The sequence below is a fragment of the Campylobacter concisus genome (assembly GCF_902460625.1).
Lineage (GTDB): Bacteria > Campylobacterota > Campylobacteria > Campylobacterales > Campylobacteraceae > Campylobacter_A > Campylobacter_A concisus_AD.
On sequence record NZ_CABPUT010000006.1, the window covers coordinates 268274 to 282186 of the forward strand.

The window sequence follows — 13913 nt, forward strand, 5'->3', positions numbered from 1 at the left end:
GCACAAAAATAAAATTAGCTCAATAAATAAAGCCTATTTTTAACTTGCTAATTACTTTCTTTCTGAGAGATTAGCTTTTCATATATATATTGTTCTAAATCTTTTTTTGATATGTCATTTTTTATAGCAGTATTATAAATTTCTTCGACCTTGCTTGAGTATTTTTCATAGCTAAAATAGGGAAAATGCACGCTCCAAGCTTTCTTGATAAGATCGTGACTTATCTCTCTTCTTGCCCAAACTTTAAACATATCAAAGCCAATGAAAACGGCCGAAGTGACGACAGCAGTCGCTATTATAGATATGTGTGCGTCAGTTTTTGCTAAAAAATGATGCGTGATGATTAACAATGGAAATAAAATGACAAAACAGATAAGTGCATAAATCTGATAGAGCTTGATGTGATTAAATCTAAAATTTAGCTTTGCTCCATCTATTAGCATACCTTCGTTAAAAAGGGCATTTGCTTCAAGTAGATCCCTGAATAAAACTGGCTGTTTTGAAACAAAAAAAACGTTTTTTATGATTCTATCTTTTAAAGTTTCTTGCATTTTTTATAGACTTTTTACCTTTGAAATTTTGACTCATTATATCTAAGAATCTATAAATTCAAACAAAATTAGATACAATTTGCCCAAAATTTAAGGAGCTAAAAATGGCAGATCAAGCTTTACAAACCGTCTTTTTAAATGGAGAATTTTTGCAAAAAGACGAGGCAAAAGTTAGTGCTTTTGATAGAGGATTTATATTTGGTGATGGAATTTATGAGGTTGTGCCTGTGATAAATTCAAAAATGGTTGATAAAGATGGATTTTGGGCGAGGTTTGAGAGAAGTTTAAACGAGATAGATATAAGCTTGCCCTACGAAAAGGAAAAATTTGAAGCGATTTTAAGCGAGATAATCGCTAAAAACACCTTAAAAGAGGGCGGAATTTACATGCAAGTAACAAGAGGTGTGGCCTTTAGAAATTTCTATTTTATGGAAAATTTAACACCAAGCGTCTTTATCTTTTGCTACGAGAGTGAAATTTTAAACAATCCTGCTGCAAAAACTGGCATAAAAGTCGTAAGTGTCGAGGATATCAGGTGGAAAAGGCGTGACATCAAGTCTATCTCGCTTCTAGCTCAGTGCTATGCTAAAAATGAAGCTCACAAAAAAGGCGCAGACGAGGGCTTTATGGTGGAAAATGGCTTTGTCACAGAGGGCTGCAGCTCAAGTGCTTTTATCATCAAGGATAAAACTTTAATCACAAAACCACTGTCAAATGAAATTTTGCCGGGAATTCGCCGTATGAGACTTTTAAGGATCGCTAAAGATATTGGCCTTAAGATAGAGGAGCGAAAATTTAGCATGGATGAAGTTTATAGTGCTGATGAAGTCTTTATCTCGGCTGCGACACTCATACTCTTGCCAGTCGTTTATGCTGATGGTAAGGCGATAAATGGCGCAAAAGTAGGAGAAATTTCAAGCAAACTTCGAGAAATTTATGCTGGTGAACTTTTAAAAGAAGCTGGACTTTGAAAGAAAAAATCCTAATAAGTGCTTGCCTAGTTGGCATAAATTGTAAATTTAACGGCGAAAATAATCTCTTAAATAAAGATGTTTTAGATGAAATTTCAAAGAGATATCATCTGCTTTTTGTTTGTCCAGAGGTTTTTGGTGGACTTAGCACGCCAAGGGAACCAGCTGAGATGAAAAATGGTGCGGTTGTTTGTAAATTTTCAGGTAAAGATGTGAGTGAAAATTTCAAAAGTGGAGCAGAAATTTGCCTAAAAATAGCAAAGTTAAATGGCTGCAAAAAGGCTATTTTAAAATCAAAAAGTCCAAGTTGTGGAAGTGGGCAAATTTATGACGGAAGCTTTAGCAAGAGGCTTATTTTAGGCGATGGCATCACAGCAAAACTACTAAAAGAAAATGAAATTTTAGTTTACAGCGAAGATGAGATAGTAGGGCTTGATGTTTGATAGGTTAAAAGACAACATTATGCTTGAGGTGATTTTTAAGTACATCATCTTGTTGCTGCTTTTTATCTGTGTGATCGGTCTTTTTATGAGTGGCGTTCTTTTCTTGAATGGGGAGATGAGTGAAAATTTGCTGAATTTACACATTTTCTTTGGCTTTAGTTTGGTTGTTTTGACGATTGTCCATAGTTATGTTAAGAAGAAAAAGTTAAAGAAGCTAAGTCTTGAGTTTAAAAATATCTTGAATCACAAGCCAGTGCAGATGGACTGCAATACAACTAGGTTTTTAAACGCTCTAAATGATGTAAAAGTGGGCGATCTTTCAAAGAAATTTGGCTCTGATATTGTAGAAATTTTAAAATCAAATGACATAAAAGTAAAAAGCGAGAATGAGACTATGAAGCAAATTTGTAAAAACAACGATGAAAAGATGTTTTATATTTTTGTTTTGATTGTAGAAGCTATTTTTAAGGATAAGGAAAAAATTTGAAAAAAGGTATATTTTTAGCATTTAGTGTTGCTTTGTTTTTGGGATGTTCACAGACCCAGCCAAAGCCAAGTGTGCAAAATTCTTTACCGGATGAAAATGTATATAAGCCAAATGAACGCATTAATTTGCTTGATTTTGAAATGAAGCAGGATGCCTCGTCGCTACCGCAAAATATGCAAAGTGTAAGCTTTGACCAAGAAGAAATTTTAAAAAGAAGGTTTAAGGTTTTTACATTAAGGGGCGTAAAATTTAATCCAAACGATGTCTTTTGGGCATTTAATATATATAAGCCAAGCGAAAAGAGAAAGTATTTTGGCTCAAATTTTAGAGAGATCCCACAAAGCTGGTTTGACACACAAAAGGACAATGCAAATTTTTCAGCTCTTTCAAGCATCTCTGCTTATGCTCTAACTTCGGCAAACACAGCTTTAAGAAATTTTCCAACCGATGAGCCGATATTTTTAAATCCGCAAACTCCAGGCGAGGGATATCCGTTTGATTATCTGCAAGAATCAACCCTAAGCATCGCTCATCCGCTTTTTGTGTCACATCTTTCTAAAGATAGGGCATGGGCGTTTGTTAGCGATGATGCGGTTTGGGGCTGGGTAAAGGTCGAGGATATAAAATTTATAAGCGACGATGAGGCAAATGCCTATCAAAAGTCAAGTTTTGTGACTATAAAAACGGATAAAATGCCAGTTTATGACAAGGCCGGAAATTTCTTGTTTTACTCAAGAGTTGGAGCGATACTGCCTGTTTTGGCGCAGGATAGTAAAAACTACTACGGTAAAATTTATGTAAGAAATCTCTTGAGAGAATTTGTGTTACCAAAGTCTCTTGGCGCTCTTTTTCCTCTTAAATTTAATGACTCAAATCTAAAAACACTTATTAGCTCTCTTCTTACTCAGCCTTATGGTTGGGGTGGGGTCGATAAGCTAAGAGATTGCTCGCTTTTTACTAAAGATTTGCTAGCAAGTTTTGGCGTGTGGCTGCCTAGAAACTCAAGGGCTCAAGCAAATATGGGACAAAAATTTGATCTAAAAGGACTTAGTAACGCCGCTAAGACAAAAGAGATAAAAGAAAAAGGCGTGCCATATCTTACACTTGTGCACCTGCCAGGACATATCATGCTTTATGCCGGATACAAGGGCGATGATATATATGTGGTGCATGATGCTTGGGGGTTAAAAACCGAAAATAACGGCAGAGCGTTAATCGGTGCTACGGCAGTAACTACATTAAACATCGGACAAAACAGAAGCGATATACAAAACTCAAATTTGCTCATTTCAAAGGTAGATTCTATAAATGTGATAAAGCCGGAAAATGTAATAAGTGATAAAGCTAGAAAAATTTCAGCTTTACAAAGGGCTTATGATGTTAAGGTTGAGGATAATTTGGTCAAATTCGGTGATGGAACAATATTTGTCTATGATGACTTTAAACAAAAAGATGATGAGTGTAGTATTGGTGCTGATATAGAGGATATGAATGCGCTTGATTACGCTGCATTTTCGCCGCTTAGCACTGCACTAAGTGATGTTGGCAGATGTAGAAACTACGAGCTTTTAGGCAAAATTTATGGCTCAAGCGAGAGCGAGGTAAAAGCAAATTTGGTAGATGTCGTTTGGCTAAAAGATAGCTTTGCGATGAAACTACCATTTAACTCTAAAAATGGAGCCGCAGCTGCTTTACAAGATGTAAGTAATGAGCTAAATGAGATGGTAAAACATGATATGAGTTTGCTCGAGTATTTAAAAGATCCAGGCGGGACATTTAAGTGGCGCATCATCGCTGGCACAAACCGCTTGAGTCCGCACAGCTACGGCATTGCGATCGATATAAATGTGAAAAAGAGCCACTACTGGCAGTGGAGCAATGGCTATCAAAACCTCATCCCTGAAAAGATAGTGCGTGTTTTTGAAAAACATAAATTTATCTGGGGTGGACGCTGGAAGCACTTTGATACGATGCATTTTGAGTATCGCCCAGAGATGTTTGAGTAGATGAAAGATCAAATTTTAGAAATTTTATCTCGCTCAAACGTCTTTTTAACAGGCGGTGGCGGTGTTGGCAAGAGCTATCTAACTGCCTCTGTCATCAGATACTACAAAGAAAATTTTAAAAACGTCATAATCCTTGGCTCAACTGGTATAAGTGCCGTTAGCCTTGGAGGAGTTAGCTTGCATAGTTTTTTTAAATTTGGCTACTGTAAGGACTATGAGGAGCTAAGGCGCTTTGACTATCATCAAAAAGACAAACTAAGCAAGCTAAGAAATATGCTAGATGCATGTGATCTGCTTGTAATTGATGAAATTTCAATGGTGAGCTCAGATTTAATGGAGATGATAAGATACCGCTTACTTACTTCCAAATTTAAAGGTAGGGTGCTTATAGTGGGTGATTTTTATCAGCTTCCGCCAGTGCAAAAGGAGCAAAACGAAAATAGGCTTTTTAATTTTTTATACGCTTTTAACTCCAGTGCGTGGGAGGATATGAAATTTACAAATGTCGAGCTACTGGTCTCAAAGCGTACAAACGATCTTAAATTTTATGAGATTCTCTCTCGTCTTAGAGTTGGCGAGCTAGATGATGAAATAATTAGCTATATAGAGAGTTTAAGAGTGACCAAGATAGAGCCAGATGATGATACGAGCGTGCTTTTTGGCAGAAACGCCGAGGCTGAAATGCTAAATCAAAAAAGGCTCTCAGAGCTTAGCACGCCACTTGAAATTTCAAACTCAGATGTAAGCATTTTGGATGAAAATTTAGATAAAAAAGAGTTTGAAAAATGGGCAAATACGCTAAATATCTCAAGGGATTTGGAGATGAAGATAGGCGCTAAGATTATCTTTACGTCAAATAAATGGGGCGAGTACTATAACGGCGAGCAAGGCAAGATCATGCAAATTTTAAAAGAAAATGGCGCCATTTCAAGTGTGATCGTGAAAAAAGATAGCGGCGAAATTTGCGAGATAGAAAAAGCCGCTTATATATTTAGTTCGTTAAATTTAAACGAAGATGAGATCGAAGAAAATGTACAGGCATCGCTATATCAGTTTCCATTTAAGCTCGCTTACGCTCTAACTATCCACAAGTCCCAAGGAATGAGCATAAACTCGCTCATTTGCAATATCAACCATATTTTTGCCAAAGGGCAACTCTACGTCGCACTTTCTCGTGCAGTAAGTCCTAAAAATTTAAAACTTTTTTATGATAAAAAAAGTGATTTTAGGCAGCATTTAAGAAAAGTGGTTAAAATTGACGAAGAAGTTAAGAAATTTTACCAAGAAAACGTATTTTTGCATATTAAGGAGAGTTTATGAAAAAGCTATTTTTAAGCCTTGTTTTTGGTGTCTTTGCATTTGCAGACGTGCTAAAAGTGAGTGACTTTCAAACAGATATCTACTCAAAAGCTGGACAAAATTTAACAAAAAAGATAAATATGAACCTTGAAGTCGTTGGACGTGATGTTGAAGAAAATGAAGCGTATGTGCTTGATGCTTTAAACATAATAGTTGGTAGCTTTTACGTGGAAGATATACTAACCTCAATGGGAAAAGAGAAATTTAAAGAGCTTTTCATAAAATACGCAGCCAAAAAGCACTCTCTTGATATTGATGATGTGCTTATCTTGAATATAAAAGTGATAAATAATCTTGAGCTAAGCGAGATCATAAAAGCAATAAAAAGCCAAAATTTATGCTCTGATCCAAGTGTTAATGAAGAGATTGTAACAAAACCAGAAAAGAAGAAAAAAGGCAATGAGATCATCATCTCACCAGACCCAAATGATGTAGTTCAAAAGCCTATTGATCTAAATAACGTGCAGGAATTTGGAAAAGATTTTGGAGAGAAGTGAGTAAATTTGGCTAAAGCTAGCCAAATTTATTGATTTACGATGTCGTAACCTTGAGGAATGACAGGAGTTAGCGTCTCTTGTGGTATGAGCGCGTCTTTTACTGGGTTGCTTAGAGTTATTTTTATCTTATTTGAAAGTTTATCTTTATAGTCAATCGTCGTTGGAAGCGTGTTTTTAATAGTTATAAAGTATTCAACTCCGTCATATATTGCTTTGTAAAGTGTTGGTTGAATTTGCTCCGCATGAGCTAAAATTTGCGTCAAATTTGGCGTATCATCAAGCTTTGAAATGATAGCTTGCTCAAGCTCGTCTTCAATCACGATCACACGCTCTTTGTTAAAATAAATTCTCTTTGGCGTTGGACTTTCATATATCCAAAGTGCAGTATTGTCGTTTTTTGCGTAAAATCTACCCTTGTAATTTATGCTTTTGCCTTCGCTAAATACAGTTTGCGTAAAGTCACTTTGAAGGCTTTTGAAATTTAATCCAGCACCAAATGAGCAAACTGCAACGAGAGATGCAACTAAAAATTTTCTCATTTTTTATCCTTTTTTGGCGTATTCTAGCCCAGTTTAATTAAATAAATAGTTAAACTATGCTAATATCCAAAGTTTAAAAATTTAGGAAGGTAAAATAATGATTTCATCGGTATTTAGAAAGATTTTTGGCACGAAAAACGATAGAGAAGTCAAAAAATATATAAAACGTGTGGCGCAGATAAACGCGCTAGAGCCTACTTATGAGAAGATGAGTGACGATGAGCTTAAGATCAAATTTAACGAGCTAAAAGCCCAAGTAGTAGAAGAAAAAGTCACTTTAGATCAAATTTTAAATGACGTATTTGCGATAGTTAGAGAGGCTAGCAAAAGGGTGCTTAAGATGCGCCATTTTGACGTGCAGCTAATTGGCGGCATGGTGCTAAACGAGGGCAGGATCGCTGAGATGAAAACGGGCGAGGGTAAGACCTTGGTGGCGACTTTACCAGTTATCTTAAATGCGATGAGTGGCAAGGGCGTTCACGTAGTTACCGTAAACGACTACCTTGCAAAGCGTGACGCTACGCAAATGGGCGAGCTTTATAACTTTTTAGGCTTAAGCGTTGATGTAATACTAAGCGGCGGATACGATGATAACGTAAGACAAGCTGCGTATAACGCCGACATAACATACGGCACAAACTCAGAATTTGGCTTTGACTATTTACGCGACAATATGAAATTTGAAGCTGGTCAAAAGGTGCAAAGAGGCCATAACTTTGTTATCGTGGATGAGGTCGATAGTATCTTGATAGATGAGGCTAGAACACCACTTATAATCTCTGGTCCTACAAACCGCACACTTGATGGCTACATAAGAGCTGATCAGGTCGCTAAACAGCTTACTAGAGGCACTCCAGCTGATCCAAATGTGCCAGGCTCAAAGCCAACAGGGGACTTTATAGTCGATGAAAAAAATAGAACGATAATGATCACAGAAGCTGGCATCAGCAAGGCTGAAAAACTATTTGGTGTTGAGAATTTATATAACCTTGAAAATGCCATACTAAGCCACCACTTAGATCAAGCTCTAAAAGCTCACAACCTCTTTGAAAAAGATGTTCATTATGTCGTAAAAGATGGCGAGGTAGTCATTGTTGATGAATTTACTGGACGTCTAAGCGAAGGCAGACGCTTTAGCGAGGGACTCCACCAAGCACTTGAGGCAAAAGAGGGCGTAAAAATTCAAGAAGAGAGCCAAACTTTAGCCGATACAACATATCAAAACTACTTTAGGATGTATAAAAAGCTTGCAGGTATGACTGGTACGGCTCAGACAGAGGCTACTGAGTTTTCTCAAATTTATAACCTTGAAGTTATCTCGATCCCGACAAACGTGCCAGTTAAGAGGATCGATCAAAACGACCTTATCTATAAAACTCAAAACGAGAAATTTAAAGCAGTTATTGATGAGGTTAAAAAAGCTCACGAGAAAGGTCAGCCAGTGCTTGTGGGAACTGCAAGTATCGAGCGCAGTGAGGTGCTTCACGAGATGCTTAAAAAAGCTGGCATCCCACACTCTGTGCTAAATGCTAAAAATCATGAAAAAGAGGCTGAGATCATCGCGCAAGCTGGTGTAAAAGGCGCTGTGACTATCGCTACAAACATGGCAGGACGCGGTGTTGATATCAGGATCGATGATGAGGTTAGAAATTTAGGCGGTCTATATATCATAGGTACTGAAAGGCACGAGAGTAGAAGGATAGACAATCAGCTCCGTGGCCGTGCTGGACGTCAGGGCGATCCTGGTATGAGTAGATTTTATCTAAGCTTAGAGGATAATCTTTTAAGAATTTTTGGTAGTGACCGCATAAAAGCGATCATGGATAGACTTGGTATCGACGAGGGCGAGAGTATCGAGAGTCGCATGGTGACAAGAGCTGTTGAAAATGCCCAAAAGAAAGTTGAGAGCTTGCACTTTGAGGCTAGAAAGCACTTGCTTGAGTATGACGACGTGGCAAATGAGCAAAGAAAAACTATCTACAAATACCGCGACGAACTACTTGATAAAAACTACGATATGAGCGAAAAGATAGCTCAAAATAGAAAAGAGTACGCTGCAAATTTACTTGATACGGCTGAAATTTTCCATGGTGGCTTGAAAGATGACTTTGATATTAAAAATTTATGTTCTATCATCCTTGCAGATTGTGGCGAAGAGATAGACGAGAGTGAGCTAAAAGGCCTAGAGTATGATGAGTTAATAGAAAAACTTGCGCAAATTTTTGAAGTAAGATATAACGAAAAAATGAGCGTGCTAAATGAAGATCAAAGAAAAGAGATAGAGAAAATTTTATACCTTCAAGTGCTTGATAATGCGTGGAGAGAGCATCTCTATCAAATGGATATCCTAAAAACCGGTATCGGCCTTAGAGGGTATAATCAAAAAGATCCGCTTGTCGAATACAAAAAAGAGAGCTATAACCTCTTTATGGAGCTAGTTAGCAGGCTAAAAAGTGAGAGCGTTAAGACGCTTCAGGTTGTAAGATTTAAGAGCCGTGAGGAGCAAGAAGAGCAAGCTAGAATGATGCTTGAAGCTAGTCAAAATGCTGAAAATGAAAATTTAAGCTATAACAATCAAGGCGAGGATGATAAATTTACGCCTGAAAAAAAGATACCAAGAAACGCTCCATGCCCTTGTGGAAGTGGTAAAAAATATAAAGATTGCCACGGAAAAAGTGGCCCTAAAAAAGGCATATTTGCTTAAAATTTCTACTTTTAAGGCGCCAAAAGCGCCTTAATCTTTTAAAGGCTATTTGATGACAAGCTTACCAAAGTACCTACTTTTTAAATATTTAAGATTTGATAAAACTCAGCCATTTATCACCCTAAGTGCCTTGCTTGCCTTTCTTGGTGTTAGCATCGGACTTATGGTTTTAATCGTTGCGATGGCGATTATGAATGGATTTGACAAAGAATTTGAGCGTAAACTTTTTACGATGAACTATCCAATAACCGTTCAAAGCGCCTTTAAGGGCTCCATTGATGATGACTTTGTTGATGAGCTAAAGGCTAGATTTAGCGACCTAAAATTTAGTCCATTTATAAGCACGCAGGTCATTTACCGCTCGGCAAATGCGCTTGAGGGCGGACTGGTTTATGGCGTAAATTTTAAAGATGAAAAGCAGATAAACTCAGTCGTAAATGAAGCTTTAAAAGATAAAGAGCTAGATGGTTTTGAGATACTTGTAGGAAGTGGCATAACGAGTGAGTTTAGACTAAGAAACGATGAGAAATTAACACTTATCTTTACAAAGGCCGATCCAGCTGGCTTTTCACTAACGCCAAAGATGAAGCGCTTTGATATAGGTGGCTCATTTACATCTGGGCTAATTGCCTATGACAAGGCATTTTCATATACTTCAGTTGATGCTTTGAGGAAAATTTTAGACTATCCAAAAGGCGTTTATGATGGAATTCATATCTTTTCAAGTAAGCCATTTGATGATATAAAAAGAGTGCGTGAGGGACTTCCGGCTGGCACGGTAGCTATTGGCTGGTGGGAGCAGAATGGCAACTTTTTCTCAGCGCTCGCACTTGAAAAAAGGGCACTTTTTATCGTTTTGATGCTTATTATCCTTGTGGCGTCGCTAAATATCATAAGCTCGCTACTAATGACTGTGATGAACCGCAGGCAGGAGATCGCCTTGCTTCTAGCGCTTGGAGCTAGTAAAGGCGAGATAAAAAGAAGCTTTTTCTATCAAGGGCTAGTAATCGGCGGTGGCGGCATTATATTTGGCTTAGTGCTTGGCTTTTTAGGGCTATTTTTACTTGGGAATTTCAACATCATAGACTTGCCAGCTGACGTTTATGGCTCAAGCAAACTTCCATTAGAGCTTTCTTTGATTGACTTTATACTTATAATTGTTGGAGCTATTTTTATAGTTGCTATATCGTCTTATTACCCAGCTAAAAAAGCCACAGAAGTAAACGTGCTTCAAACTTTAAGAAATGAGTAGAGCCTAGAGATTTAGGCTTGCTCATTGCTTGTAAAAGTTATTTTTAAAATATTATTTTAAAACTAGCATAAACTCGTAAAATTCTAGAATAAATTTATACTTTTACGCTCTTATATCATGATCGATTTTGCATTGAAGAGCCTCGTGAACAAGTGTTTTTGCCATGACACGCTCTTCATTTATTAGGTGAAAATTTTTACCTAGCTCACCAAAGATATCTTTATTACCCTCGCCATTTATTTTTATTATAGTTTGGGTATTTACGCCGTAGTCTTTTATCTTTTGTGCGATGAGCTCCACTCTTTGCTCATTGTTAACGGTTATAATAACAGCGGCTGCATCGCTTAGGCAGGCATTTTCAAGTGTGTGGCTTTGAAGAACGTTACCTAAAAATACATTTTCCCCGCGGCTCCTACCAAGCTCAACTAGACTAATATCATTATCAAGCACAAGATATAAAAGCTTTGTCTCTTTTAGTCTTAAAACGACTTCTTGTCCAAGTCTCTCATAGCCAAAAACCACGATATGATTTTTTATTTTTTGTGGCTTTAGGGTTTCATTTGGTTCAACAACGATCTCACGTTCTATGAGGTCTGCTATTGCGTCTAGTTTTTTAAGTATAAAAGGCGTAGCAAACATCGACACAACTGAGGCTGCGATAAAAATTTGAGCAGTTTGTATATCAAGTAAATTTCTAGTAGTCATTAGTCCAAAAACAGCTAGTGCAAATTCGCCTATTTGACAAACACTAAGTGCGGTTTTTGCAGCAACTCTTCGTTTTAAATAGATATTTAAGATAGCAAAAACGACAACTGCTTTTATCATCATGACACTAAATACTAGGCCTAGAACAAGCCAGATGTTTGAGATAACGACAGCAAAATTTATCTGCATACCAACGGTTATGAAAAATAGCCCAAGAAGTAGATCTCTAAAAGGTATGAGATCAACTTCGATTTGGTGTTTATATTGCGTCTCAGCCATCATCATACCGGCCAAAAATGCACCCAAAGAGTATGAGAAGCCAAAGAAGTGAGCCAAAGTGCTAGAGCCAACGACCATAAATAAAATCGTAGCTATAAAAACCTCTTGCGAATTTGTTTGAATAACTTTATAAAATATCCAGTTGATGACATATTTACCAAGTAAAAATAGCACAACAATAAGAATAATCGCACTTGTAAATGTCTTTAGTAAAAGCTCATTTATTGAAGCATCTTGCGAGCTAAACATATCTATCATAAGTAAAATAGGAATGACGGCAATATCTTGAAATAGCAAAATTCCAAGTGCTTTTCTGCCGTAAATTTTACTCACATCGCCACTATCATTTAGCGTCTTTAGCACGATCGCAGTTGATGAGAGTGCAAGTGCAAGGCCTGCAATAAGTGCCGTTTCGTCTTTTAAGTGAAGGGCATAATAAAGCATAACGCCCATTATAAAGCCACTTAAACAAACCTGTAAGCCACCGTTTAAAAAAACCTCTTTTTTCATTCCCATTAAGTGTTTAAAGCTAAACTCAAGCCCAATGGTAAACATCAAAAATGCGATACCAAATTCCGCGATATGAGAAATTTCATCATTGCTTTTTAGGTTGAAAAATTCTGATATAAGCGTACCTGTTACGATGTAGCCGATAATGGTTGGTATCTGAAATTTTTTAAAAATGACGTTTAATGCGACTGAGATCGCTGCAACAAGCAAGAAACCTTCTAAAATTTGTTCCATAAATTATTTTTTACCTTCATAAAAGACTAGATCAAAGCTACTTTTTCTTTTTACGAGTGATCTTTTTGTGCTAGTTTGACTGGTAGCTTCGTGCAATTTTTTATTTAGCTTATCAATAGTTGATTCTAAATCGTCAATTTTTTCTTTCAACTGAAGTATCACATCAACGCCGGCTAAATTTACACCTAGTTCTCGGGTTAAATTTAGTATAGTTTTTACGCGATCAACGTCTTTTTGCGAGTAGAGCCTCATCTTGCCATCTGTTCTTGATGGCTCGATAAGCCCTTCTCTTTCATACTGTCTTAAAGTTTGTGGATGTATGCTTAAAACCTTTGCAACAACGCTTATTAAAAAAAGTGGTTCTTCATAATTTTGCATTTTTTACTCCGGTAATTTCTCTTTTAACTCTTTTACTAAGCCTTCATCAAGCTCACTAATATTTGGAAGTTTTACCCTGGCTTTTAAGTAAAGATCGCCATAAATTCCGCTCTTTCTGTTTTGCACGCCATACCCTTTTAAACGGATCTTTGTGCCTGTTTTTGAGTTCTCAGCGATCTTAATCGTGACATCTTTTTTGTAAGTATGTACATCGACTTTTCCGCCAAAAAGCATAGTTTTTAGTGGAATTTCTATATCTTTATAAAGGTCATCTCCGACTCTTTCATATTCGTCGCTTGGCTCAACGCTAATAGCAAGTATGAGGTCGCCTTTTTGACCACCAGCACTCTTGCCTTTGCCTTTTACACGAAGCTTTTCGCCGCCTTCTATACCACTTGGAATTTTTATCTTAATGCTTTCGCCATTAAAATTTATCTTATGTTCGCCACCAGTTACAGCTACATCAAATGGTATAGAAATTTTTGCATTTACGTCTAGATCAGCTCCGCCAAAGCCAAATCCACCACTACTAAATCCGTCAAAGCCTCCAAAATTGCTACCAAATCCGCTGCTAAATTTAGCTCCACCACCGCCAAAGCTACCTGAGAAGATATTCTTTAAAATTTCATTTAGATCGCCCATATCGGCTGAACTACTAGCAAAGTCGTGGAAATTTTGACCGCCAAACATAGTATCGCCGTACTGGTCGTATTGAGCTCGTTTTTTATCGTCGCTTAAAATTTCATAAGCGGCATTTATCTCTTTAAATTTATCTTCTGCTCCAGGGTCTTTGTTGATGTCTGGGTGATATTTTCTGGCAAGTTTTCTATAGGCTTTTTTTATCTCGTCGCTTGAGGCACCCTTTGAAACCCCTAAAGTCTCATATAAGCTTTCACTCATATATTCTCCTTATATTTTTTTGATACGGATTATATCACAAAGCTTTAGTCTATGCAAGTCAAGTTTATTTTTGTTTAATAACAAGAAAAAGTGTTAAG

12 protein-coding genes and 2 pseudogenes are annotated in these 13913 nt (G+C 37.1%); 9 read left to right on the forward strand and 5 right to left on the reverse strand.

All coding sequences use genetic code 11. The annotated features are described in order from the left end of the window. Positions 1-47 precede the first annotated feature (47 nt). Positions 48-551 (reverse strand): hypothetical protein, encoded by a 504-nt coding sequence (locus F3G69_RS05760; RefSeq protein ID WP_021090515.1) that lies wholly within the window; start codon positions 549-551, stop codon positions 48-50. Positions 552-655: 104 nt separating this feature from the next. On the opposite strand from F3G69_RS05760, the gene F3G69_RS05765 reads away from it, so the two are divergent. The 6 genes from F3G69_RS05765 to F3G69_RS05790 are packed head-to-tail and all read left to right on the forward strand — an operon-like array spanning position 656 to position 6314. Beyond that, entirely contained in the window at positions 656-1522 is an 867-nt protein-coding gene (locus tag F3G69_RS05765; protein WP_149714653.1) for a D-amino acid aminotransferase, read from the forward strand. After that, positions 1519-1965 carry a 2-thiouracil desulfurase family protein gene (locus F3G69_RS05770; protein WP_103600801.1) on the forward strand — a complete coding sequence of 149 codons (447 nt, stop codon included), beginning with the start codon at positions 1519-1521 and terminating at the stop codon, positions 1963-1965. The genes F3G69_RS05765 and F3G69_RS05770 overlap by 4 nt, the downstream gene beginning before the upstream one ends. Beyond that, complete coding sequence (locus F3G69_RS05775; RefSeq protein ID WP_149714654.1) at positions 1958-2452, forward strand: chemotaxis protein; 495 nt, start codon at positions 1958-1960, stop codon at positions 2450-2452. Before F3G69_RS05770 ends, F3G69_RS05775 begins: the two co-directional genes overlap by 8 nt. Continuing rightward, positions 2449-4458 (forward strand): bifunctional C40 family peptidase/M15 family metallopeptidase, encoded by a 2010-nt coding sequence (locus F3G69_RS05780; protein WP_149714655.1) that lies wholly within the window; start codon positions 2449-2451, stop codon positions 4456-4458. Before F3G69_RS05775 ends, F3G69_RS05780 begins: the two co-directional genes overlap by 4 nt. Beyond that, entirely contained in the window at positions 4459-5778 is a 1320-nt protein-coding gene (locus tag F3G69_RS05785) for an ATP-dependent DNA helicase (RefSeq protein WP_149714656.1), read from the forward strand. Then, the gene (locus F3G69_RS05790; protein WP_149714657.1) at positions 5775-6314 is read left to right on the forward strand and encodes a hypothetical protein; all 540 of its coding nucleotides are present in this window, start codon (positions 5775-5777) and stop codon (positions 6312-6314) included. The genes F3G69_RS05785 and F3G69_RS05790 overlap by 4 nt, the downstream gene beginning before the upstream one ends. A gap of 26 nt (positions 6315-6340) precedes the next feature. On the opposite strand, the gene lolA is transcribed toward F3G69_RS05790, so the two are convergent. Then, on the reverse strand, positions 6341-6853 hold the full coding sequence (gene lolA / locus F3G69_RS05795) for a LolA-like outer membrane lipoprotein chaperone (RefSeq protein WP_054196481.1): 513 nt from the start codon (positions 6851-6853) through the stop codon (positions 6341-6343). A gap of 97 nt (positions 6854-6950) precedes the next feature. Between lolA and secA the strand changes: the two are divergent. The 3 genes and pseudogenes from secA to F3G69_RS05805 all read left to right on the forward strand — a co-directional run. After that, positions 6951-9347, forward strand: a pseudogene (gene secA / locus F3G69_RS05800) (preprotein translocase subunit SecA); the annotation flags it as partial. A 108-nt stretch (positions 9348-9455) separates the two neighbouring features. After that, positions 9456-9557 (forward strand): annotated as a pseudogene (locus F3G69_RS09630) (SEC-C metal-binding domain-containing protein); the annotation flags it as partial. 52 nt (positions 9558-9609) lie between these two features. Then, positions 9610-10809, forward strand: coding sequence for an ABC transporter permease (locus tag F3G69_RS05805; protein ID WP_103600795.1), 1200 nt, complete (start codon positions 9610-9612; stop codon positions 10807-10809). 102 nt (positions 10810-10911) lie between these two features. Here the strand turns inward: F3G69_RS05805 and F3G69_RS05810 are convergent, their stop codons facing one another. Genes F3G69_RS05810 through F3G69_RS05820 form a run of 3 tightly spaced genes read right to left on the reverse strand, consistent with a single transcriptional unit; the run spans position 10912 to position 13815 of the window. Further along, positions 10912-12537 (reverse strand): cation:proton antiporter, encoded by a 1626-nt coding sequence (locus F3G69_RS05810; RefSeq protein WP_149714659.1) that lies wholly within the window; start codon positions 12535-12537, stop codon positions 10912-10914. Between the two features lie 3 nt (positions 12538-12540). Then, the gene (locus tag F3G69_RS05815; protein WP_149714660.1) at positions 12541-12915 is read right to left on the reverse strand and encodes a heat shock protein transcriptional repressor HspR; all 375 of its coding nucleotides are present in this window, start codon (positions 12913-12915) and stop codon (positions 12541-12543) included. Positions 12916-12918: 3 nt separating this feature from the next. Beyond that, positions 12919-13815 carry a DnaJ C-terminal domain-containing protein gene (locus F3G69_RS05820; RefSeq protein ID WP_021090570.1) on the reverse strand — a complete coding sequence of 299 codons (897 nt, stop codon included), beginning with the start codon at positions 13813-13815 and terminating at the stop codon, positions 12919-12921. Between the last annotated feature and the right edge of the window lie 98 nt (positions 13816-13913).